The 20,688-nt window shown below is 66.3% G+C and carries 19 protein-coding genes and 1 tRNA gene; 13 read left to right on the plus strand and 7 right to left on the minus strand.

The annotated features are described in order from the left end of the window. The first annotated feature begins 109 nt into the window (after positions 1-109). The 7 genes from SB751_RS15780 (at position 110) to SB751_RS15810 (ending at position 6,574) form a co-directional block, all read left to right on the plus strand. Complete coding sequence (locus SB751_RS15780; RefSeq protein ID WP_211943042.1) at positions 110-2,332, plus strand: catalase; 2,223 nt, start codon at positions 110-112, stop codon at positions 2,330-2,332. A gap of 235 nt (positions 2,333-2,567) precedes the next feature. Beyond that, positions 2,568-3,164 (plus strand): GTP cyclohydrolase II, encoded by a 597-nt coding sequence (ribA, locus tag SB751_RS15785; protein WP_144199088.1) that lies wholly within the window; start codon positions 2,568-2,570, stop codon positions 3,162-3,164. A 177-nt stretch (positions 3,165-3,341) separates the two neighbouring features. Next, positions 3,342-3,797 carry a PA2169 family four-helix-bundle protein gene (locus tag SB751_RS15790; RefSeq protein WP_144199086.1) on the plus strand — a complete coding sequence of 152 codons (456 nt, stop codon included), beginning with the start codon at positions 3,342-3,344 and terminating at the stop codon, positions 3,795-3,797. Between the two features lie 263 nt (positions 3,798-4,060). Continuing rightward, positions 4,061-4,549 carry a bacterioferritin gene (gene bfr / locus SB751_RS15795; protein ID WP_144199084.1) on the plus strand — a complete coding sequence of 163 codons (489 nt, stop codon included), beginning with the start codon at positions 4,061-4,063 and terminating at the stop codon, positions 4,547-4,549. Positions 4,550-4,648: 99 nt separating this feature from the next. Beyond that, positions 4,649-4,723: transfer RNA gene (locus SB751_RS15800), tRNA-Cys, on the plus strand. Between the two features lie 328 nt (positions 4,724-5,051). Further along, positions 5,052-5,495: a GNAT family N-acetyltransferase gene (locus SB751_RS15805; protein WP_144199082.1), complete on the plus strand. Its 444-nt coding sequence runs from the start codon at positions 5,052-5,054 to the stop codon at positions 5,493-5,495. A gap of 95 nt (positions 5,496-5,590) precedes the next feature. Then, entirely contained in the window at positions 5,591-6,574 is a 984-nt protein-coding gene (locus SB751_RS15810) for a quinone oxidoreductase family protein (RefSeq protein ID WP_211943043.1), read from the plus strand. A gap of 15 nt (positions 6,575-6,589) precedes the next feature. On the opposite strand, the gene dmeF is transcribed toward SB751_RS15810, so the two are convergent. Next, positions 6,590-7,603: a CDF family Co(II)/Ni(II) efflux transporter DmeF gene (gene dmeF / locus SB751_RS15815; protein WP_410748218.1), complete on the minus strand. Its 1,014-nt coding sequence runs from the start codon at positions 7,601-7,603 to the stop codon at positions 6,590-6,592. A 94-nt stretch (positions 7,604-7,697) separates the two neighbouring features. Next, a complete protein-coding gene (locus SB751_RS15820) occupies positions 7,698-8,615 on the minus strand; it encodes a LysR family transcriptional regulator (protein WP_144199076.1) in 918 nt (305 codons plus the stop codon). 163 nt (positions 8,616-8,778) lie between these two features. On the opposite strand from SB751_RS15820, the gene SB751_RS15825 reads away from it, so the two are divergent. Both SB751_RS15825 and SB751_RS15830 read left to right on the plus strand, forming a co-directional pair. Continuing rightward, a complete protein-coding gene (locus SB751_RS15825) occupies positions 8,779-9,657 on the plus strand; it encodes an alpha/beta fold hydrolase (protein WP_144199074.1) in 879 nt (292 codons plus the stop codon). A 444-nt stretch (positions 9,658-10,101) separates the two neighbouring features. After that, complete coding sequence (locus tag SB751_RS15830; RefSeq protein ID WP_144199072.1) at positions 10,102-10,689, plus strand: acyloxyacyl hydrolase; 588 nt, start codon at positions 10,102-10,104, stop codon at positions 10,687-10,689. Positions 10,690-10,707: 18 nt separating this feature from the next. Here the strand turns inward: SB751_RS15830 and SB751_RS15835 are convergent, their stop codons facing one another. Then, positions 10,708-12,147, minus strand: a complete 1,440-nt coding sequence (locus SB751_RS15835) for a PLP-dependent aminotransferase family protein (RefSeq protein ID WP_144199070.1) — start codon at positions 12,145-12,147, stop codon at positions 10,708-10,710. 300 nt (positions 12,148-12,447) lie between these two features. On the opposite strand from SB751_RS15835, the gene SB751_RS15840 reads away from it, so the two are divergent. Next, entirely contained in the window at positions 12,448-13,779 is a 1,332-nt protein-coding gene (locus SB751_RS15840; RefSeq protein WP_211943045.1) for an aspartate aminotransferase family protein, read from the plus strand. Between the two features lie 27 nt (positions 13,780-13,806). Next, entirely contained in the window at positions 13,807-15,333 is a 1,527-nt protein-coding gene (locus SB751_RS15845; protein WP_410748219.1) for a CoA-acylating methylmalonate-semialdehyde dehydrogenase, read from the plus strand. A gap of 57 nt (positions 15,334-15,390) precedes the next feature. Here SB751_RS15845 and SB751_RS15850 read toward each other — a convergent pair whose 3' ends face one another. The 3 genes from SB751_RS15850 to SB751_RS15860 all read right to left on the minus strand — a co-directional run bounded on the left by SB751_RS15850 (position 15,391) and on the right by SB751_RS15860 (position 17,162). Then, a complete protein-coding gene (locus SB751_RS15850) occupies positions 15,391-15,681 on the minus strand; it encodes a contact-dependent growth inhibition system immunity protein (protein ID WP_144199064.1) in 291 nt (96 codons plus the stop codon). A 6-nt stretch (positions 15,682-15,687) separates the two neighbouring features. Continuing rightward, a complete protein-coding gene (locus tag SB751_RS15855) occupies positions 15,688-16,518 on the minus strand; it encodes an RNase A-like domain-containing protein (RefSeq protein WP_144199062.1) in 831 nt (276 codons plus the stop codon). A gap of 227 nt (positions 16,519-16,745) precedes the next feature. Continuing rightward, positions 16,746-17,162: a hypothetical protein gene (locus tag SB751_RS15860; protein ID WP_144199060.1), complete on the minus strand. Its 417-nt coding sequence runs from the start codon at positions 17,160-17,162 to the stop codon at positions 16,746-16,748. A gap of 150 nt (positions 17,163-17,312) precedes the next feature. Between SB751_RS15860 and SB751_RS15865 the strand changes: the two genes are divergently transcribed. Continuing rightward, positions 17,313-18,722 (plus strand): amino acid permease, encoded by a 1,410-nt coding sequence (locus SB751_RS15865; protein WP_211943047.1) that lies wholly within the window; start codon positions 17,313-17,315, stop codon positions 18,720-18,722. Here SB751_RS15865 and SB751_RS15870 read toward each other — a convergent pair. After that, on the minus strand, positions 18,668-20,125 hold the full coding sequence (locus SB751_RS15870; protein WP_410748220.1) for a PLP-dependent aminotransferase family protein: 1,458 nt from the start codon (positions 20,123-20,125) through the stop codon (positions 18,668-18,670). The genes SB751_RS15865 and SB751_RS15870 overlap by 55 nt on opposite strands. Before the next feature lie 177 nt (positions 20,126-20,302). On the opposite strand from SB751_RS15870, the gene SB751_RS15875 reads away from it, so the two are divergent. Continuing rightward, positions 20,303-20,641 carry a DUF2917 domain-containing protein gene (locus SB751_RS15875; protein ID WP_144199054.1) on the plus strand — a complete coding sequence of 113 codons (339 nt, stop codon included), beginning with the start codon at positions 20,303-20,305 and terminating at the stop codon, positions 20,639-20,641. Positions 20,642-20,688 lie beyond the last annotated feature (47 nt).

Consider the following 20,688-nt stretch of genomic DNA (forward strand, 5'->3'; position numbering starts at 1 on the left):
CGTGGCGCGGCCTGGCGGGGAGCCGGCGCACGCCCGGCCCCCGGTGGCACGGTATCTGCGGAAGCCATGGGCTCCAATCCGCTCCATACCGCCACCGAGGGCACCCCCCATGACCAAGAAGACCGCACCGTCCGCCGCCCAGCCACCCGGAAAGAAGGGCGACACCACGCCTCCCAAGCCGCAGGGCATCGGCAACAACAACGACGGCAGCTATGAGCGCGCCGTGGCAGACCGGCTGGCCGAGCGGCCCAGGCAGCTCGGCTCGGACTCGGTCGGCAATATCGTCTCGAACCGTGACCGCACGCTGACCACGAACCAGGGCCTCCAGATTCCGCAGGACGACGACTCCCTCAGGCTCGGCCTGCGCGGCCCCACGCTGCTCGAGGACTTCCACCTGCGCGAGAAGATCACGCACTTCGACCACGAGCGCATTCCCGAGCGCGTGGTCCACGCGCGCGGCGCGGCGGCCCATGGCTATTTCGAGCTGACCGAGTCGCTCGCCGATGTGACCACCGCCGAGCTGTTCACCCAGGTCGGCCAGAAGACGCCGGTGTTCGTGCGATTTTCGACCGTGGCCGGCTCGCGCGGCTCCGCCGATCTGGCGCGCGACGTGCGCGGCTTCGCCACCAAGTTTTATACGAGGCAGGGAAACTTCGATCTGGTCGGCAACAACATCCCGGTGTTCTTTATCCAGGACGGCATCAAGTTCCCGGATTTCGTCCATTCCGTGAAGCCGGAACCGCACAACGAGATCCCGCAGGCCGCGTCGGCGCACGACACGTTCTGGGACTTCGTCTCCCTCCAGCCCGAGTCGATGCACATGGTGCTGTGGACCATGTCCGGCCGCGCCATCCCGCGCAGTTTCCGCACGATGGAAGGGTTTGGCGTGCACACCTTCCGCTTTGTCGATGCCGAGGGGCAGGGCACGCTGGTCAAGTTCCACTGGAAGCCGGTGGGCGGCGCGCATTCGCTGGTCTGGGACGAGGCGGTCAAGATCAACGGCAAGGACCCCGATTTCCATCGGCGCGACCTCTACGACGCGATCGAGGCGGGCCAGTTTCCCGAGTACGAGTTCGGCGTGCAGCTGGTGCCCGAGACCGACATGCTCAAGTTCGGCTTCGACCTCCAGGACCCGACCAAGCTCATTCCCGAGGAACTGGCGCCGGTACGGCGCGTGGGCCGGATGGTGCTGAACCGCAACCCGGACAACTTCTTCGCCGAAACCGAGCAGGTGGCGTTTCACCCCGGCCACATCCTGCCGGGCATGGATTTCACCAACGATCCGCTGCTGCAGGCGCGGCTGTTCTCGTACACCGATACCCAGCTCACGCGGCTCGGCGGGCCGAATTTTCATGAAATTCCGATCAATCGCCCGCTTTGCCCGGTGCATAACAACCAGCGCGATGGCTTCGGCCGGCAAACCGTGGTGCAGGGCAAGGAGAGCTACCAGCCGAACTCGGTCAGCGGCGGTTGCCCGTTCCTGGCCGGCGATGCGGACGCCTACCGGCACTTCGCCGCCGCGGCCGAGGATGGCGCGGTGAAGGTGCGCATGCGCGCGCAGACCTTCGCCGATCATTTCTCGCAGGCCAACCTGTTCTGGCGCAGCCAGTCCGACGTCGAAAAAAGGCAGATCGTCGATGCGTACGCGTTTGAACTCTCCAAGGTCTTCGACCCCGCCATCCGCGCGCGCGTGGTGGGGCAGATCCACCATATCGCCGTGGAACTGGCGGAGCGCGTGGCGCAGAAGCTCGGAATTCCCGTGGAGCCGGTCGGGCCGAACGTGCAGATCAACGACTACGGCGTACCGGCATCGCCCGCGCTGAGCCTGGACGCCCAGCCGAAGGGCGACATCACGGGCCGCAATATCGCCGTGCTGGTCAACGATGGGGTGGACGACGCGGCCATCGCCTCGCTCCAGCAACTGGCCCAGGCGGCGCGCGCCAACCTCAAGATCATCGGCCCGCGCGCGGCCAGCGTGACCACGGCGAAGGGCGCGGCGCTGCCGGTGGACCATGCGCTGTCCTCGGTCGGCTCGGTGCTGTTCGATGCGGTGTACGTGCCCGACGTGGCCAAGCCGCCGGCCGAGCCCGATCCGGACGCGCTGCTGTTTATCAAGGAAGCCTACAAGCACTGCAAGGCGGTGGGCGCGGGCGGCGCTGGTGCCGTGTTGGTGGCCGAGGCCGCGCGCTGTGCGGGGCTGGCCGGCGGCTTCGCGGGGCCGGGCGTGGTGATCGCCAAGACCGAGGACCCGGCGCGGCATCGGGAATTCCTGGATGCCGTGGGCCAGCATCGCTGGTGGCAGCGGCCGGACGCGATGCGCATTCCAGCCTGAGCGCGGGCGGCGCAAAAGCGTCTTCCAGGGCACTCCCCGGGCGGCCCCGCAGGCGCCCGAGAGTGCCCGCTCGGCATAGGGGTACCTGCAGCGATACCTATAGGAATACGCGTTTCGCGGTATCCTTGCCGGCATGCCGCGCGCCATAACCCCCTCAGGGTGGCGCGCAGTGCGCCTGTCCCGGCCCGCATCATGCGCGCCCGGGCCCCACGGCGCCCCCCGCGATCACAGGAATATGAAAGACCTAGAAAGTGAGCTGATCGGCTCCGCACGGCTGCCGACCCGCTACGGCGAATTCACCGCCCATGCCTTCCAGGGCGTGGACAGCCGCACCGAACACCTGGCGCTCTCCATGGGAGACATCTCGGGCGAGAACGTCCTCGTCCGCCTGCATTCCGAATGCCTGACCGGCGATGTCTTCGGCTCGTGCCGCTGCGACTGCGGCGAGCAGCTCGACCTCGCCATGCAGAAGATTGCCGAGGAAGGCCGCGGCATCCTGCTCTACCTGCGCGGCCACGAGGGCCGGGGCATCGGCCTCTCGAACAAGATCCGCGCCTATGCGCTGCAGGACGGCGGGCTGGACACGGTCGACGCCAATCTCGCGCTCGGCCAGGCCATCGACGCCCGCACCTACGCGTTCGCGGCGGACATGCTGCGCCAGTGGGGCGTGAAGTCGGTTCGCCTGATGAGCAACAACCCGATCAAGATCCGGGCGCTCGAAGACGCCGGCCTGGCCGTGACGGAGCAGATGCGTCACATCGTGCCCGCCAACGCCGAAAACGAGAAATACCTCGCCACCAAGCGGTCTCGCATGGGTCACCTGCTGGACTGATGCAGCGGGTGTAGGCGCAGGCCGACAACCGCTTGCGCGGCCTCCCGACAGCCTGCGCGCTGCGACTCTCCTATCGTGGATATAAGGTCCGCGCCATGCTCGGCATGGTGCGGGATGTTCCACGCGAAGTGTCGCCGTGACCTCACGGCGCGCCTCCGATGTGAGAGGAGTCCAACAATGGCTGATAACAACGTTTCGGTACTGAACGAGTTGATCGAAGTCTCGCGCGACGGCGAGGAGGGCTTCCGCAAGGCGGCTGAGGACGCCAAGAATCCGGAGCTGAAGACGCTGTTCTCGAGCCGCGCCACCGAGTGCGGCGCGGCGGTACGCGAGTTGCAGAGCCAGGTGATGACCCTCGGCGGCAAGCCCGAGGACCATGGCAGCATTGCCGGCGCGCTGCATCGCGGCTGGGTGAGCCTGCGCAGCGCGGTGGCCGACCGCACGGACCTCGCCATCCTCGAGGAAACCGAGAAGGGCGAGGACGTCGCCAAGAAGAAGTATGGCGACGCGCTCCAGGAAACCGACCTGAGCTTCGACATCCGCGCACTGATCGAGCGCCAGTACCAGGGGGTGCTGCGCAACCACGACCTGATCCGCGATCTGCGCAACCGCTATCGCGCGAGCGGCGAATAACCGTTTCCACCGCTTACCGGCCGGCACGAAGGCGCTTCCCTAGGGAGGCGCCTTTTACATTGGGGATTATGTTCGCGCGTGCCGAAAGGTAGCTGAATCGGAATCGCAATCATCCGCAAAATCATCCGCATCGTGTCGTAAAGCCCCGTCTGGCAAGGGATTTATTATCGCGATTTGCCATATGGATGCTTGATCTTCTGGCCTCGGCCATTAACATGAAAAATCGTCCACCGTGGTGTGCAAGGCGTTTTGGGGTCGATGTCATGAAAGGCGACAAGAAAGCTATCCAGTTACTGAACGGCCAGCTGCGTCATGAGCTGACCGCGATCAACCAGTATTTCCTGCACGCGCGCATGTACCGGCACTGGGGATTGAACGCGCTGGGCAAGCATGAGTACGAGGAGTCCATCGAGGAGATGAAGCACGCGGACAAGCTGATCGAGCGCATCCTGATGCTCGACGGCCTGCCCAATCTCCAGGATCTGGACAAACTGCTACTCGGCGAAAACGCCGAGGAGATGCTCGGGTGCGACCTGAAGCTGGAGCTGGTGTCCCAGACGAGCTGCAAGGGCGCCATCAAGTACTTCGAGTCGATTGGCGACTATGTGTCGCGCGATGTGGTGACCGATATCCTCTCGGACACCGAGGATCACATCGAATGGCTCGAGACGCAGCTGGAACTCGTGCGCAAGGTGGGCGTGCAGAACTACCTGCAATCCGCGATGGGCGAACTCGGCGAGTCCGACGCCTAGGGGGCACGCAGGCAGGCGCTCTGCAGAGTTCCAAATCTTCGGCTACACTGCGCCCCGCACACTGAATGCAAGGCGCCCGCCAGGGCGCCCAGACTCCGGGGCGGGGTGGCAGAGTGGTGATGCGACGGCCTGCAAAGCCGTTTACGACGGTTCGATTCCGTATCCCCGCCTCCATTCCCCTCCTGCCGTTTTCCCCTCTTTATTGCCTTCGACGGATCTGACCAATCTGTCATTTTCCCCGGCTATCATTTTCTCCAGCGCATGCCGTGATATGTCGTGGCATGCCGCCGGCGCGCTGGCGCATTTCATGCTCGCTCCGCAGGGCAGGTGCGCCGCAAGCGTTGAGTACGCCGCAACGCGGAGTTTCCCTGTGGATATAGCGCCCCGATTACGATAATGTTTGCCGCGCGTGCACCAAGTGTCAGCACGTGAGGCAGGTTTCACCATGCAGGGCTTCCATGGCGTTTCCGTCCCGGTGCGATGAGAGAAACAGAGGCTCCCGATGATTAAAGATCTGCGAGTGCGTGCGGCGCAGCCGTCGGATATGCCTGCCATCGCGGCAGTGCTGGAGCGCTGCGGCCTGCCGGTGGACGAGTTGCCGCGCCTGGTGGGCGAGTTCCACGTGGCCCTGATGGAGTCTGAGCTGGTCGGCTGCGCCTGCGCCGAGCGCTTCGGCGACACGGCCATCGTCCGCTCGGTGGCCGTGCTGCGCGAATGGCGCGACCAGGGCGTAGCCAGCCATCTCGTCAACGCGGTGATGATGCGCGCCCGCGCCAACGGCACGCGCCGCGCGGTGCTCCTGACCTCGAGCTGCCCAAGCTACTTCGCCCGCTACGGGTTCTCGCTGATCCACGCCTCCAAGCTGCCCACAGAAGTCCTCGAGAGCGAGGAATTCCAGCGCCTGCGCAATACCAGCGCGCTGTGCATGTGCGCCATGTTGTCCTGATCTGGTTTCTCCCTGGATGACCCGCCGTCGGCAAGGTTTTGCAAAAGCGACAATAATCGGGGCTCCAATTCTGCAAGCCTGACCAGGGAGACCCCATGACGACCACTGTCCGTGCCATCCGCCTCCAGGAATTTGGCGCGCCCGAAGTGATGCAGCTCACGCCGGTCGAGCTGCCGGCCCCGGCGGCCGGCGAGGCGCGCGTGCGGCATACCGCCATCGGCTTCAACTTCATCGATGTGTACCAGCGCCGCGGCACCTATCCGCTGCCGGTGGGCACGGGTCTCGGCCACGAGGCGGCCGGTGTGGTGGAGGCGGTGGGCGCGGGCGTGACGGACATCGCCGTGGGAGATCGCGTGGCGTACATGAACGCCGGCCTCGGTGCCTATGCCGAGGCGCGCAACGTGCCGGCGGACAAGCTGGTCAAGCTGCCCGACAACCTCAGCGACGAACAGGCCGCTGCCGTGATCTTCAAGGGCATGACCGCGCAGTATCTGGTGCGCCACACGCACGCCGTGAAGCCCGGTGACACGGTGCTGGTACACGCCGCCGCCGGTGCCGTGGGCCAGATCCTGGCCGGCTGGGCGAAGGCGCTCGGCGCACGCGTGATCGGCACGGCCGGCGGCGCGGCCAAGTGCGAGCGCGCCCGCGCGGCGGGTTGCGACATCGCCATCGACTACAGCCAGGGGGATTGGGTCAGGCAGGTGCGCGACGCCACCGGCGGCCAGGGCGTGACCGTGGTCTACGACGCCGTGGGCAAGGACACCTTCATGGGCTCGCTCGATTGCGCCCAGACCTTCGGGCTGGTGGTGCTGTACGGCGGCGCGTCCGGCCCGGCGCCGGCCATCGAGCCGGAAATCCTCAACAAGAAGGGCTGCCTGTTCCTGACCCGGCCCTCGGTGTTCCCGCACAACGCGGACCCGGCCCGCTTCCGCGCCAATGCGAAGGATTTGTTCGATGCCATCGCTGCCGGCCATGTGAAGGTGGAGATCGGCGCCCGCTTCCCGCTGGCCGAGGTCGCCCGCGCGCACGAGGCCGCCGAGCGCCGCGAGACCACCGGCGCCATTCTGCTGCTGCCGTAATTCGACGAATTTCGACTAGTGGGAATGATAGGGATGACGATGACGGGCGGGCCGGCGCGGTGCCCCGTCATCGCACAGGCTGATCTCCACGCTCACGTGGGCCAGTTCCTCGTGGATCGATAGCGCCTGCCGTACACGCTGCGGCGTGAGCGTGGTGTCGTGCGTGACCAGGCTGGCGATACAGGCGAACTGCTCGCGGCCCACGCGCCAGACGTGCAGGTCGGTGACGCGCGTGCCGTCTTCGCCCTGCTGGAAGCCGGCCAGCACCTCTCGTACTTCGTCCACCACCGGGTGGTCCATCTCGCGGTCCAGCAGCACCGTGCCGCTTTGCCGCATCAGGCCGATGGCCCAGCGGCCGACCAGCGCCGCGCCCACCAGCCCCATCACCGGATCGAGCCGGCTCCAGCCCAGCCACCAGCCGCCGGCCAGCGCCACGATGGCCAGCACCGAGGTGGCCGCATCGGCCATCACGTGGAGATAGGCCGAGCGCAGGTTGATGTCGTGATGGTGGTGACCGGGATGTCCGTGGTGATGGTGCCCATGCTCATGACCATGGTCGTGCCCGTGATGATGGTGCGCGCCGCCGAGGATGAACGCGCAGCCCAGGTTCACCAGCAGGCCGATGGCGGTGACGGCCATCGCCTCCTGGTAGTGGATGGGCTGCGGGCTGAACAGCCGTTCCACCGATCCGAACACCATCAGCGCGGCCACCCCCAGCAGGAAGATGGAGCTGGCGAAGGCCGCCAGCACCTCGATTTTCCACGTGCCGAAGGTGAAGCGCCCATCCGCGGCCAGCCGGCGCGCGGCGGCGTAGGCGAAGGCCGAGAGGCCAATCGCCAGCGCGTGCGAACTCATGTGCCAGCCGTCGGCCAGCAGGGCCATCGAGTTGAACCAGAGGCCGGCGGCAATCTCCACCACCATCGTGGCGAGTGTGATCCACATGACCAGGCGTGTGCTGCGCTCGGCAGCCTGGTTGCCGGCATCGAAGACGTGGGAATGGGTCCACGCGGACAGATCGTGCGTGTGCATGTCGGGAAGGGGTTGGGGGATGCCGCCCAAGGGTACCAGCCATGGCGCGCCTGGTCACCCGCCACCCTGCCTGCGGCAGGGGTAGCCGAGGCGGCTACCAGCCGTGGTAGGGCGCGGTCTGCTCGTACGCGCCGAGCCGTTCGGCCAGAAAGTCGACAAAGGCGCGCACGCGGGCCGAGAGTTTGTCGCGCGTGAGATACACCGCGTAGATGTCCGCCGGGGGCGAGGCCCAGTCGGCCAGCACCTGCCGCAGCCGGCCCGAGCGCAGCAGCGGCGCCACCTCCCATTCCGAACGCAGCACGATGCCATGCCCCTGGAGCGCCCAGTTCGCCGCCGCCTCGCCATCGTTGGTGGCGGCATGGCCGCGCACCTTCACGGTCTCCTGCCGGCCTGCCGACTGGAGATGCCAGGTGCCATAGGCCGATTCGCTCTCCCGAATCACAATGCAACGATGCTGTTGCAATGCACGGGGCGAGGCCGGCTCGCCGTGTCGGGCGAGGTAGGCCGGGGACGCGCATAGCAACCGGCGGTTCGGCGCCAGCAGGCGGGCGTTGAGCCGCGCATCGGGCAGGTCGCCGAGGAGGATGCCGACGTCGTAGCCTTCCTCGGCAAGGTTCATTGCCCGGTCGGTCAGCTGCAACTGCACTTCGACATCGGGATACGCCTGCAGGAAGTCGCTGACCAGCGGTGCGATGTGGCGCCTGCCGAAACCGAGCGTCGCATTCACCCGCAGCAGCCCGCGCGGCGCCACCCGGCTGCCGCCCAGGCCCTGTTCGAGTTCCTCCAGTTCGGCCAGGATACGCCCGCCCTGGGCCAGGTAGGACTCGCCCTCGGGCGTGACCGACAGCCGCCGCGTGGTGCGGTTGAGCAGCCGCACGCCCAGCCGCGCCTCCAGCGCCGCCAGCCGCTTGCTGGCCGCCGAAGGCGTGACGCCAAGCTGTTGCGCCGCGCCGGCAAGGCTGCCGCGCTTGACCAGCAGGACGAAGAAGGCGAGATCCGAGAAGGCGTCCATGGATAGCGGCAATTCGTGAATCGAGCGCACGAATGAAGTTCAGTTTGCGCAATTATAGCGATGGATTCCGCGATTACACTCCCCGCGCGATGCGCATCCCACGCGCGGCGACTACCATGGCACGGCTTGCCGCATCGACGCATCAAGACCAAGGAGACAGCCGATGTTTGAAGGATTCAGGACGCACCGGATCGACAGCCAGGGCGTGGCGATTCATGCCGTGGTCGGCGGGGAGGGCCCGCCGCTACTGCTGCTGCACGGCCATCCGCAAACGCATGTGATCTGGCACAAGGTGGCCGGTGAGTTGGCGCGGCATTTCACGGTAGTGGCCACGGACCTGCGCGGCTATGGCGACAGCGACAAGCCCGCCGGGCTGCCCGACCACGCAAACTACAGCAAGCGCACCATGGCGGCCGACCAGATGGCGGTGATGCGGGCGCTCGGCTTCGAGCGGTTCCGCGTGCTGGCCCATGATCGCGGCGCGCGCGTGGCGCACCGGCTGGCGCTCGACCATCCGCAGGCGGTGGAAAAACTCGTCACGCTGGACATCGCCCCGACGCTGGCGATGTATGCCCAGACCTCGGAAGCCTTCGCGCGCGCCTACTGGCACTGGTTCTTCCTGATCCGGCCCGCGCCGTTCCCCGAAACGCTGATCGAGGCCGACCCCGACCTCTACCTGCGCCAGACCATGGGCACGCGCAGCGCGGGCCTCGCGCCGTTCACCGAGGCCGCACTGGCTGAATACCTGCGCTGCCTGAAGCTGCCCGGCGCCGCCCACGGCCTGTGCGAGGACTACCGCGCCAGCGCCGGCATCGACCTGGAGCACGATCGCGCCGACGCCGCGGCCGGACGCCAGGTGGAGTGCGAGATGCTGGCCCTATGGGGCGCCGACGGCGCGGTCGGCAAGTGCTTCCAGCCGCTGGAAGCGTGGCGCAAGGTGGCGCGCCGGGTGACGGGCCATGCCCTGCCGAGCGGTCACTATATTGCGGAGGAAGTGCCGGAACAGTTACTTGCGGAAGTGCTGCCGTTCCTGAACGGCTAAGGGAGCGCTAGCCGGGGCGGATTATGTGCGGCGGGGGAACAGTGTGTTGTCCGATCCGCCCCGTTTGGCTCAGTGCACGGTTCGCCGCTCACTGGCATTATGGCGAACTGAGGACTTTTGGCATGGTCTGACTGCGCAGTATCTGACCCGGCAGGTTTGGGGCAAACATACATTCACGGATGGATGTATAATCCGCGCACATTTTCGTTCCAAGACCCCCTCAGAAGTCCATTTCCACAATGACGTACCGATTTATTGCAGGTTGCCTCGCCGTCTGGCTCGGAATTTGCGTTGCCGCGAGCTGGCTGGTCGAGCGACTCTGGGCCTGATCGCCCGCGTTCCTCCTCGGGAAGCGGGCAGGGCCTGTCAATCGCGCCGAGTTGTGTTGTCGAGTCATCTCTCTTCGTCGTCTTCCCCGGGAAGACAGAACAACAAGAACGCCGCATGCATCCCGCCCTCTCTGCTCGCACCCTGTTTATCACCCGGACTCTTGCCGTTGCCGCGCTGGCCGCGGGCGCCACGTCGCCCGCCAGCGCCGAGGAACTGGTCGGCTGGAGCCATCCCGCCGTGCACGTGGCCTATGGCCGTGATCCCGGGCATAACATCAACAAGTACGAACTCGGGCTGAACTACAACACCCCGCTCCAATACGGCAATCCGCAGGGCTGGCTGTTCCGCCTGCAGGCCGAATTCAACGTCGCCGGATGGGATGCACGTAGCGGCACCAACCAGCAGAACCTGTTCGAGTTTGGCGTGTCGCCGATCCTGCGCGTGGAAAAGCGGGGCGGCTATTTCGTGCCGTTCGCCGAGGCGTCGGTGGGTCTGCGCGTGCAATCCCACACCGGCACGTCCGACGAGCACCGTTCGGGCACTGCGTTCCAGTTCTCCGACATGGTCGGTATTGGCGTGGGCTTCGGCAAGAATGCCAACACGGAAGCGGGCTTCCGCTTCCAGCACATCTCCAACGCCAGCATCAAGGGGCCGAATCCGGGCAGTAATTTCTACACCGGATACGTGCGCTATCGCTTCTGAGGATGTGTTGGCGCGTGCCTAGGCCGCACGCGCCAGCGGCAGCCGCCCGGCACGGCAGGCCTCGAAGAACGCCCACAGTTCCGGGGCATCACTCGTTGCCACGTTGAAGCGAATCCACGGGGAATCGGTCTCGTCGGGCTCGAAGTACGAGCCCGGTGCCAGCCAGATGCCGTGGTCCAGCGCCAGCGTGGCGAGGCGGCTCGCGGGCGGCGCGTCGTCGCCGCGCAGCCGCGCCCAGGCGAACATCCCCCCTTCGGGCCGCAGCAGTACCTCCAGCCCGTGCGCCTCCATCTTTTCCGTCACAAGATCCTGTTGTCCGCGTAGCCGTTCGGCCAGTGCCGCCACGTGGCGGCCGTAGTGGCCGCTGGTCAGCACGGAATACACCAGTCGCTCCGTGACCTCGGACGAGGTCAGTCCCACCGCCATCTTGGTCCGCGCGAAGGCCTTCGCCAGGTCCGGGCTCGCCGCGAGGTAGCCCACGCGCAGCGACGGCGTGATGGTCTTCGAGAATCCGTTCACGTAGACCACCTGCGAGAGGCCGTCCATCGCCGCCAGCATCGGCGACCCGGCCGGGGCCAGCTCGCGGTAGATATCGTCCTCCACCACCAGCAGCCGATGCTGCTCGGCCAGTTGCAGCACACGGAAGGCGTTCATGCTGGTCAGGCTGGCGCCGGTGGGGTTCTGCAGCACCGTATTGACGAACAGCGCGCGCGGGTTGTGCTGGCGGATGGCGTCTTCGAGCGCGTCGGTATCGAGCCCGGCCGCGGTGCGCGGCACGCCCACCACGCGCAGCCCGGCCAGCCGCAGGATCTGCAACAGATTGCAATAGCAGGGCGCTTCCACGAGGACCGTCTCGCCGGGGCGCAGCAGCGTGCGCACCACGAGGTCCAGCGCCTGCGTGGCCCCCTGGGTCAGTACCACCTGCTGCGCCTGCACCGGCATGCCGTACTGGCTCATATGCGTGGCGATGTGTTCGCGCAGCGGCGCGAAGCCATACGGATGGCCGTAGCCCGAGACCTGCGCCGCCGGCACACGCGCGGCGCTGCGCATGGCCTGGTGCAGCCCTTCCTCGTTGAGCCAGTCGCCGGGCAGCCAGCCCGCGCCGGCCTTGATCGGCACGGAATGGTCGGCGAATACATCGGAAAGCAGCCACGCGGCGTTGAGCCCCGGCGCCTCCCAGTGGGGGGCGCGGGCATGGCCGGCCGGTGCGTGGCGGTGCGCCACCGTGTAGCCGGAGCCGGGGCGCGCCGCGAGGTAGCCCAGCGCGGTCAACCGGCCGTAGGCTTCCGCCACCGTGAATGTGCTGACGTTGTGCTGCTGCGCAAAGCGGCGCACCGACGGCAGGGGCGTGCCGGCGCGCAGCGCGCGGCGATCCACCAGCGCGGCAATGCCGGCCACGATCTGTTCGGTCAGGGTGTCGCCGCCACGGCGGCTGCGGACAAGGTTCAGGTTGAGCATGAGGCACTCGGCAGGGCGCGAAACCTGTACAGTGTACTGGCAAGTACGCCGCCTGGCCGGGCGTCTCGCCGATTGGTGCAGCGCAGCGGTGACACGCCGTTTTTGCCGTCGACCCAGGCGCCGGCGCGCGTGCGCAGCGCAATCCGCTATCTGTACAGTCGAGGCTGACTACACTGTACGGTAAGGCAGCGATCTCCCGACCGTATATTCGTGCGGCCCGACCGCGCCGGTAGAGTTGCCGGAATCCGTGCCGGGGCGCTTTGCCCCGCGCCCCCCACACCCCGATTCTGAGGAGAAAGTATGGACGCCGCCAAGACCGTGATCCCCGATATGGATGCCCTGTGGATGCCGTTCACCGCCAATCGCCAGTACAAGGCCGCCCCGCGCCTGCTGGCCTCGGCCAGCGGCATGCACTACACCACCCACGACGGCCGCAAGGTCCTGGACGGCTGTGCCGGCCTCTGGTGCGTGGCCGCCGGCCATGGCCGCCAGGAAATCGTCGATGCCATCGCGCGGCAGGCTGCCACGCTGGACTACGCGCCACCGTTCCAGATGGGCCATCCGCTCTCGTTCGAGGCTGCCACCAAGCTGGCCGCGATCATGCCGAAGCCGCTGGATCGCATTTTCTTCACGAACTCGGGTTCGGAGTCGGTCGATACCGCGCTGAAGATCGCCCTGGCCTACCACCGTGCGCGCGGCGAGGGCCAGCGCACGCGCATCATTGGCCGCGAGCGCGGCTATCACGGGGTAGGCTTCGGCGGCATGGCCGTGGGTGGCATTGGCCCGAACCGCAAGACCTGGTCGGCCAACCTGATGCCGGGCACGGACCACCTGCCGGCCACGCTGAACATCGCCGAAGCCGCTTACTCGAAGGGCCAGCCGCAGTGGGGCGCCCATCTGGCCGATGAACTCGAACGCATCATCGCGCTGCACGATGCCTCGAACGTGGCCGCCGTGATCGTCGAGCCGCTGGCCGGTTCGGCGGGCGTGCTGGTGCCGCCGGTCGGCTATCTGGAGAAGCTGCGCGAGATCACCAGCAAGCATGGCATTTTGCTGATTTTCGATGAGGTCATCACGGCGTTCGGCCGCCTGGGCGCCGCCACCGCCGCCGAGCGCTTCAACGTGACGCCGGACCTGATCACCATGGCCAAGGCCATCAACAACGCGGCCGTGCCGATGGGCGCCGTGGCCGTGCGCCGCGAGGTGCACGACACCGTGATCAACGCCGGGGCGCCGAACGGCATCGAACTGCTGCACGGTTATACGTACTCGGGCCACCCGCTGGCGTGCGCGGCAGCCATCGCCACGCTGGACCTGTACCAGCGCGACAACCTGTTCGGCCGTGCCGCCGAACTGGCGCCGAAGTTCGAGTCGGCCGTGCATGACCTGCGCGGCGCGCCGCATGTGAAGGACATCCGTAACCTGGGGCTGGTGGCCGGCGTGGAGCTGGAACCGCGCCCCGGCCAGCCGGGCGTGCGCGCCTACGAGGCCTTCCTGAAGTGCCTCGAGCGCGGCGTGCTGGTACGCTACACCGGCGACATCCTGGCGTTCTCGCCGCCGCTGATCATTTCCGAGGCGGAGATCGACCAGTTGTTCGATACCGTCAGGCAAGCGCTGAACGACGTGCAGTAAGCCAAGACAGACTGAGAGGAAGACGCAGTGAACATCGCTGAAAACCGGCAGATCGCCGAAATCCATCACTACATCGGCGGCAGCGTCCGCCGCGCCGCCGCCGAGGGCGCCGGCCGCTTCGCCGACGTATTCAACCCCGCCACTGGCGAGGTGGCCGCGCGCGTGGCGCTGGGCAGCGCCGACGATGTCGGTGCCGCCGTGGCCGCCGCCAAGGCCGCGTTTCCGGCGTGGTCCGAACTGGCCCCGCTGCGCCGCGCGCGCATCCTGTTCAAGTTCAAGGAACTGCTGGACAAGCACCATGACGACCTGGCCGCGCTGATCACGCGCGAGCACGGCAAGGTGTTTTCGGACGCCAAGGGCGAGGTCACGCGCGGCATCGAGGTGGTGGAGTTCGCCTGCGGCATCCCCAACCTGCTCAAGACCGACTTCACCGACAACATCGGCGGCGGCATCGACAACTGGAACCTGCGCCAGCCGCTGGGCGTGGTGGCCGGCATCACGCCGTTCAACTTCCCGGTGATGGTGCCGATGTGGATGTTCCCGGTGGCGCTGGCCTGCGGCAACACCTTCGTGCTGAAGCCGTCCGAACGCGACCCTTCGCCGAGCCTGCTGATCGCCGACCTGCTCAAGCAGGCCGGCCTGCCCGATGGCGTGTTCAACGTGGTGCAGGGCGACAAGACCGCCGTGGACGCGCTGCTGGCCCACCCGGACGTGCAGGCACTGTCGTTCGTCGGCTCCACGCCGATCGCCGAGTACATCTACACGGAAGGCACGAAGCACGGCAAGCGCGTGCAGGCGCTGGGCGGCGCCAAGAACCACCTCGTGGTGATGCCGGACGCGGACCTGGACCAGGCCGTGGACGCGCTGATCGGTGCCGCCTACGGCTCCGCCGGCGAGCGCTGCATGGCGATCTCGGTTGCCGTGGCCGTGGGCGACGTGGCCGACAAGCTCGTGCCGCGCCTGGCCGAACGCGCCCGCGCGCTGAAGATCCGCAACGGCATGGACGCCGACGCTGAAATGGGCCCGCTGGTCACCGGCGTGCACAAGGCGAAGGTCGAGGGCTACATCGCCAAGGGCGAGGCCGAAGGCGCCACGCTCGTCACGGACGGGCGCGGCCACAAGGTGGACGGCCACGACGGCGGCTTCTTCGTCGGCGGCACGCTGTTCGACCACGTGAAGCCGGACATGACGATCTACAAGGAAGAGATCTTCGGCCCGGTGCTGTCCGTAGTGCGCGTGCACGACTTCGCCGAGGCGGTGGACCTGATCAACGGCCACGAATTCGGCAACGGGGTGTCCTGCTACACCAGCGACGGCGGCATCGCCCGCGCGTTCTCGCGCCAGATCCAGGTGGGCATGGTGGGCATCAACGTGCCAATTCCAGTCCCCATGGCCTGGCACTCGTTCGGCGGCTGGAAGCGCTCCCTGTTCGGCGACCACCACGCCTACGGCGAGGAAGGCGTGCGGTTCTACACGCGCTACAAGAGCATCATGCAGCGCTGGCCCGACAGTATCAGCAAGGGCGCCGAATTCACGATGCCGGTGGCGAAGTGATGGGGTAGGGAAAGGTCGTAGAAGTGCGAAACGGCAGGGTTTTGACCCTGCCGTTTTTTATTGTCGAAGCACCCTTGCAATCTCATTCAGGAACGATTGCGTGGTGTAACCCCATAACGCCGGGTCAGGCTCACCGCCAAACAGATTCTCAAATGCTGCATCCAGATCGAAAGGGTGGTCTGCCTTTATGTTTTCTATCTCGCGCATCACGCTCTTGCGCATGTCAGGATCCGATTGACGCATGTAGGTCTCGACGATTTCCTCGATATTTTCTCCCCACATGTCCGCGTCCTCGTTAAAGTAGCCGATGATAAGGTGCCAAAGTTGAGGGTATTTGGGTGTCGCCATCTGGAGTCAAAGTCCGGTATAGGCCGTCACTATATAGAACGGCATGTCGTTGTAGCTGACGGGTTCCAGCACTACAGTAACGCTAGTGGCGTCATGCATCTTGCCTGAATTCCGAAACAGCACTTTCCCTACAGGTTTCCCCAAGCTAGATGTGAGGACCAGTCGGCCTTTTCCGGTGGCGGCCCATCCCGCTATTCGATTTTGCTCCCGACGCATGACGTCGGAAATCGCCCATTCGGCAGTGTGCAGATTGGTGAATGTCGATACCCTACCCCGCTTCGACTCCCGTACCAAACGGGCGCGCAATTGGGCTTCAGTTTGCCCGATGTGTTTCAGGATCGTATGCCCGCCCAAGCCGCCCGCAGTTTTCGCTTCATGCTGCATCAAATTGATGCGCCCCAGCGTAATGCTCGCCACCCGCGCGGCCTTCAACATCCCCGCAAGCCCGAAGCCTACGCCGATGTCCAGCGACAGCCCGATGTTGTTGGCCATATCGGGCGGCGCCCGCATTGTGTGGGCCAGCTTGGCGGCGCCCCGCTGGGTCAGGGTTGCCGTGTCGCGCCCGGTCCATGCCTGCCGCATGCCCCGCCAGGCGGTGTCGGCGCCATGCATGCCAAAGGCGATGCAACCTGCCTTGGTGACCCCGGTCGGCTCCGGTGCGATGCATAGCACCCCGGCACCGACCATCTCCAGCACGCCGCCGACGATGTCCAGGCCGCCCCACAGGCGGTTGCTCATCGTTTCAGCGGGGCTGATCGAGCGATGCGCAAGCACCGCAGCCAACTGCGGCGCGCTCAGGACTACGCGCACGCCTTCCATCTCGTCCAACTGAGCCATTGCAACCTACCTCCTGTCAGAAAAGGAGGATCGACGCTAGCTGTTCAACGGCCAGACACATTTGAGATATCTCAAACCGCGCGGGTTCGTAATGAAAATGTTGCAGTGGCCTGAGGCTGGCTTGGTTCTACACGCGCTGCATGATGCCGGTGGCGAAGTGATGGTGAGAAGTGCGGAATGGCGGGTGTGTGGACTCCGCAGTTTCTTATTGAGGCAGCCTAGATGGCTCAACCAGAAAAGGACAGAAGCGCGTCGATCCCTCGCAGAAGTTCGCCTAGGAAGGACTGATCCAGCCCACATTGCCCTGTAATCCATGCGCCAACGGGTGGTGCTGGCTGAAACCGCCAGTCGCCAATGATCTGCCCTTGATCAAGCGTTCGCAATATCAGCGAAAAGCCAGCTTCAACACCTGCCAACTCGGCTGTTTGTCCCACCTGGAGTTGGGTTTGCATGGTCTCCAGCTGTTGTTGAAACTGCCGCAATTCCCCAGGCATGACACTCCATGCCCCCTCGGCGCGAATGCCCGGGGCAGTCAAGTCGATCCGGACATCGATCCATTCGAGATAGGGGCCTCCCGGCTCTTCACGCCGCGCGGAAACCGGCCTGATTTGAAGCTTGAAGTCGTCTGTGTCAAGGGTCAGCATGGGCCAATAGTACATAGCGCAACGCACTGAAATGTTGAAAATGTCATCAGAGGGAGTCAATGCGTGCGAGAGACCCAGCCGATATTCCCCTTCCCCAAACCGTCCCCAAGCACAACAATGATCTGACCCACCCCCGTCGGAGCCCTCGCCATGAGTCTGTTTCGCACCAAGAACATCGATGCCATGCTCGAGGTCAGCGCGCACGACGGGTTGCGCAAGGTGCTCGGGCCTGTGGATCTGGTGATGATGGGGATTGGCGCCATCATCGGCACCGGGATCTTCGTGTTGACGGGGACCGGGGCGCTCACGGCGGGGCCGGCGTTGACGGTGTCGTTCGTGATCGCGGCGATGGCGTGCGGGTTTGCGGCGCTTTGCTATGCCGAGTTTGCGTCGGCCATCCCGGTGTCGGGGTCGATCTATACCTATAGCTACGCCACGCTGGGGGAGATCGTGGCGTGGATGATCGGGTGGGATCTGCTGCTCGAATATGGGCTGGCCACGTCGGCGGTGTCGGTGGGGTGGTCGGGGTACTTCCAGTCGCTGGTGGCCGGATTCGGGATTCGGCTACCCGTGGCGCTCACGGCGGCGCCGGGGGCGGTGCCCGGCGTGGAGACCGTGCTGAACCTGCCGGCCGTGCTGATCATGCTGGCGATTACCTGGGTGGTGTCTTACGGCGTGCGCGAGTCGGCGCGGCTCAATAACGTGATGGTGGCGATCAAGGTCAGCGTGGTGCTGCTGTTTATCGTCGTCGGCGTGTGGCATGTGCGGCCGGTCAACTGGGAGCCGTTCGCGCCGTTCGGCATGACCGGCATCTTCAACGCCGCCGCGCTGGTGTTCTTCGCGTTCATCGGCTTCGACGCGGTGACTTCGGCGGCGGAGGAGGTGCGCAACCCGCGCCGGGACCTGCCGATCGGCATCATCGGCTCGCTGGCGGTCTGCACCATTCTCTATGTGGTGGTGGCCGCCATCATGACCGGCATCGTGCCGTACGCGAAATTCGCGGGGGTCGATCACCCGGTGTCGCTGGCGCTCCAGTACGCCGGGCAGAACTGGGTGGCGGGGTTTGTCGATCTCGGCGCCATCCTCGGCATGACCACGGTGATCCTCGTCATGACCTACGGGCAGACGCGGATCATCTTTGCGATGTCGCGCGATGGGCTGCTGCCCGAGGCGCTCTCGGCCGTCCATCCCGTGCACGCCACGCCGTTCGTCGCCACCTGGACGGTCGGGCTGATCTTCGCCGCCATCGCCGGCTTTGTGCCGCTGAACGTGCTGGCCGAGCTGATCAATATCGGCACGCTGGCAGCCTTCACGCTGATCTCGATTGCCATCCTGGTGCTGCGCCGCACCCGGCCGGACCTGCCGCGCGGCTTCCACTGCCCCGGCGTGCCCGTGGTGCCGCTGTTGGCGGTGGGGTTCTGCCTGTTCCTGATGGCGCACCTGCAATGGCTGACGTGGGTCGCCTTCCTGTGCTGGCTCGCGCTCGGGCTGGTGGTCTACTTCGCCTACTCGCGCCGCAACGCCGTGCTGCACAACCACGGCGGCGACGCGGAGGGATAGCTGTCTCGCGATCCGGCATCGGCCAGGAACGCGCGCGAGCGCGCCTCGCCGGCATAGGCCGAGTTGATGCGCACCCAGGGCGTGGTCTCGCCGGCCGGGCGGAAGAAGTGCCCCGGCGCCAGCGCGATCCCGTACTGCTCGCCGAGCGTGACGAGGTCGCGCGAGTCGGCCATGCCGCGCGGCCGGGCCCACAGGAAGTTGCCGCCCGCCGGCTCGCAGAACACGTCCCAGTTGCTCTCGCCGAGGATCTTCACCGCATCGGCGGTGACCTCGCGGGTGCGCACGCGCAGCCGCTCCACATATTTGCGATAGGCGCCGCGTTCCAGCATTGTCGCCGTCACGGCTTCGGCGAAATGCGAGCCGGCCACGCTGGTCAGTACCTTCACGTCGATCAGGTCCTTGACCAGCGCCTTGTCCGCCACGAGGTAGCCCACGCGCAGCGCCGCCGACACGGTTTTTGAGAACCCGCCTATATAGATAACGTGCTCGAGCTGGTCGAGCGTCGCCAGCCGGTCCGTAAAGGTGAGCTGGAAGTCCGAGAAGATGTCGTCCTCGACGAAGCGGAAGTTGTGCCTGCGCGCCAGTTCGAGCAGCCGGAACGCCACCGGCGGCGTCAGCGTGGAGCCGGTGGGGTTCTGGAGGATGCTGTTGGTGAAGAACAGCTTGGGCTTGTGGTCGCGCAGCAGTCGCTCGCAGGCTTCCGGATCGGGCCCGTTCGGGGTGTGCGGCACGCCCACCAGCTGCACGCCGTGCAGCCGCAGCAGGCCGAACAGGTTGTAGTAGCCGGGATCCTCCACGAACACGGTGTCGCCGGGCTTGAGCAGGTGCCGCACGACGAGGTCGAGCGCCTGGCTGGCGCCCGTGGTGATCAGCACCTGCGACAGCTCGGCCTGCACGCCCACCTGCCGCACGCGCGTGAGCACCTGCTTGCGCAGTTCGGGGTGGCCGAGCGGCGTGGCGTAGTGGATCACGCTGTCGATGTCATGCCGGGTGATATGGCGGATGGCCTGCGTCAGCCCCTCCACGTCGCGCCATTCCTCGGGCACGAAGCCGCCAGCCAGCTTCAGCGCGCCGCTGGGGTGGTGGAACTGGTCGATGATATGGACCGACAGGTCTTCGGCCAGGCTCGGATCGGACCAGCCCCGGCCGCTGCGGCCGGCCAGCGTGCTGTCCGCCACGTAGAAGCCCGAGCCCTGGCGGGAATCGAGCAGCCCCTGGGAGACCAGTCGGTCATAGGCCTCGATAACCGGGAAGCGGCTGATGTGGTGTTCGGCGGCCAGCTGGCGGATCGACGGCAGGCGGGCGCCCGGCAGTGCTTCCCGCGAGCTGATCCAGGCTTTGACGGCGAGCACGATCTGCTCGGTCAGCGGTACACCGGTGGAGGGGTCGAGGACGAGCTTCATGGCGGGGGCGGTGGGGCGAGGGGGGCGAACTGTCAGCAAAAACTACTGAACAGTTCATCGAAAACTGTTCGGAACTGTGCATGGGATTGTAATCCTCGCCATGAATAATGGAAGCGTGGCGGAGGCGTCCGCGTAGACCATCGACGCCGCTCCGCCGGGCAGAACGAGGAGACCCCCATGCGTGAACTCAGGACCTTTGAACTCGATGAACCGGGCAAGCCCGTAAGCTGGCGCGTCCGGCATGGCCAGAGCGTCGCCGTGCTCGAAGGCCGGCTGTGGCTGACCATCGAAGGGCAGGCCGCCGATATCTGGCTGCGGCCGGGTGACGTCTTCGCGCTCCCCGAGGGCGCGCAGGTCTGGCTGTCGGGCGAGTCGCCGCTGGCCCGCTTCCAGCTGGCCGAGACCCCCGCGCCCCTATCGCTCGAGCGTGCCGCCGCCATCGCCCGCCAGTTGCTGCGCCGCTGGCGCGCCCGCAAGACGGACGCCTTCGGCGACTGCCCGCAGATCCACGCCTGAGCCTCCGCAACATCACGCGGCGGGCAAGTGCCTGCCGCGCTCCATCC

It is taken from the genome of Cupriavidus sp. SIMBA_020 (genome assembly GCF_046535395.1).
GTDB classification, from domain to species: domain Bacteria; phylum Pseudomonadota; class Gammaproteobacteria; order Burkholderiales; family Burkholderiaceae; genus Cupriavidus; species Cupriavidus campinensis.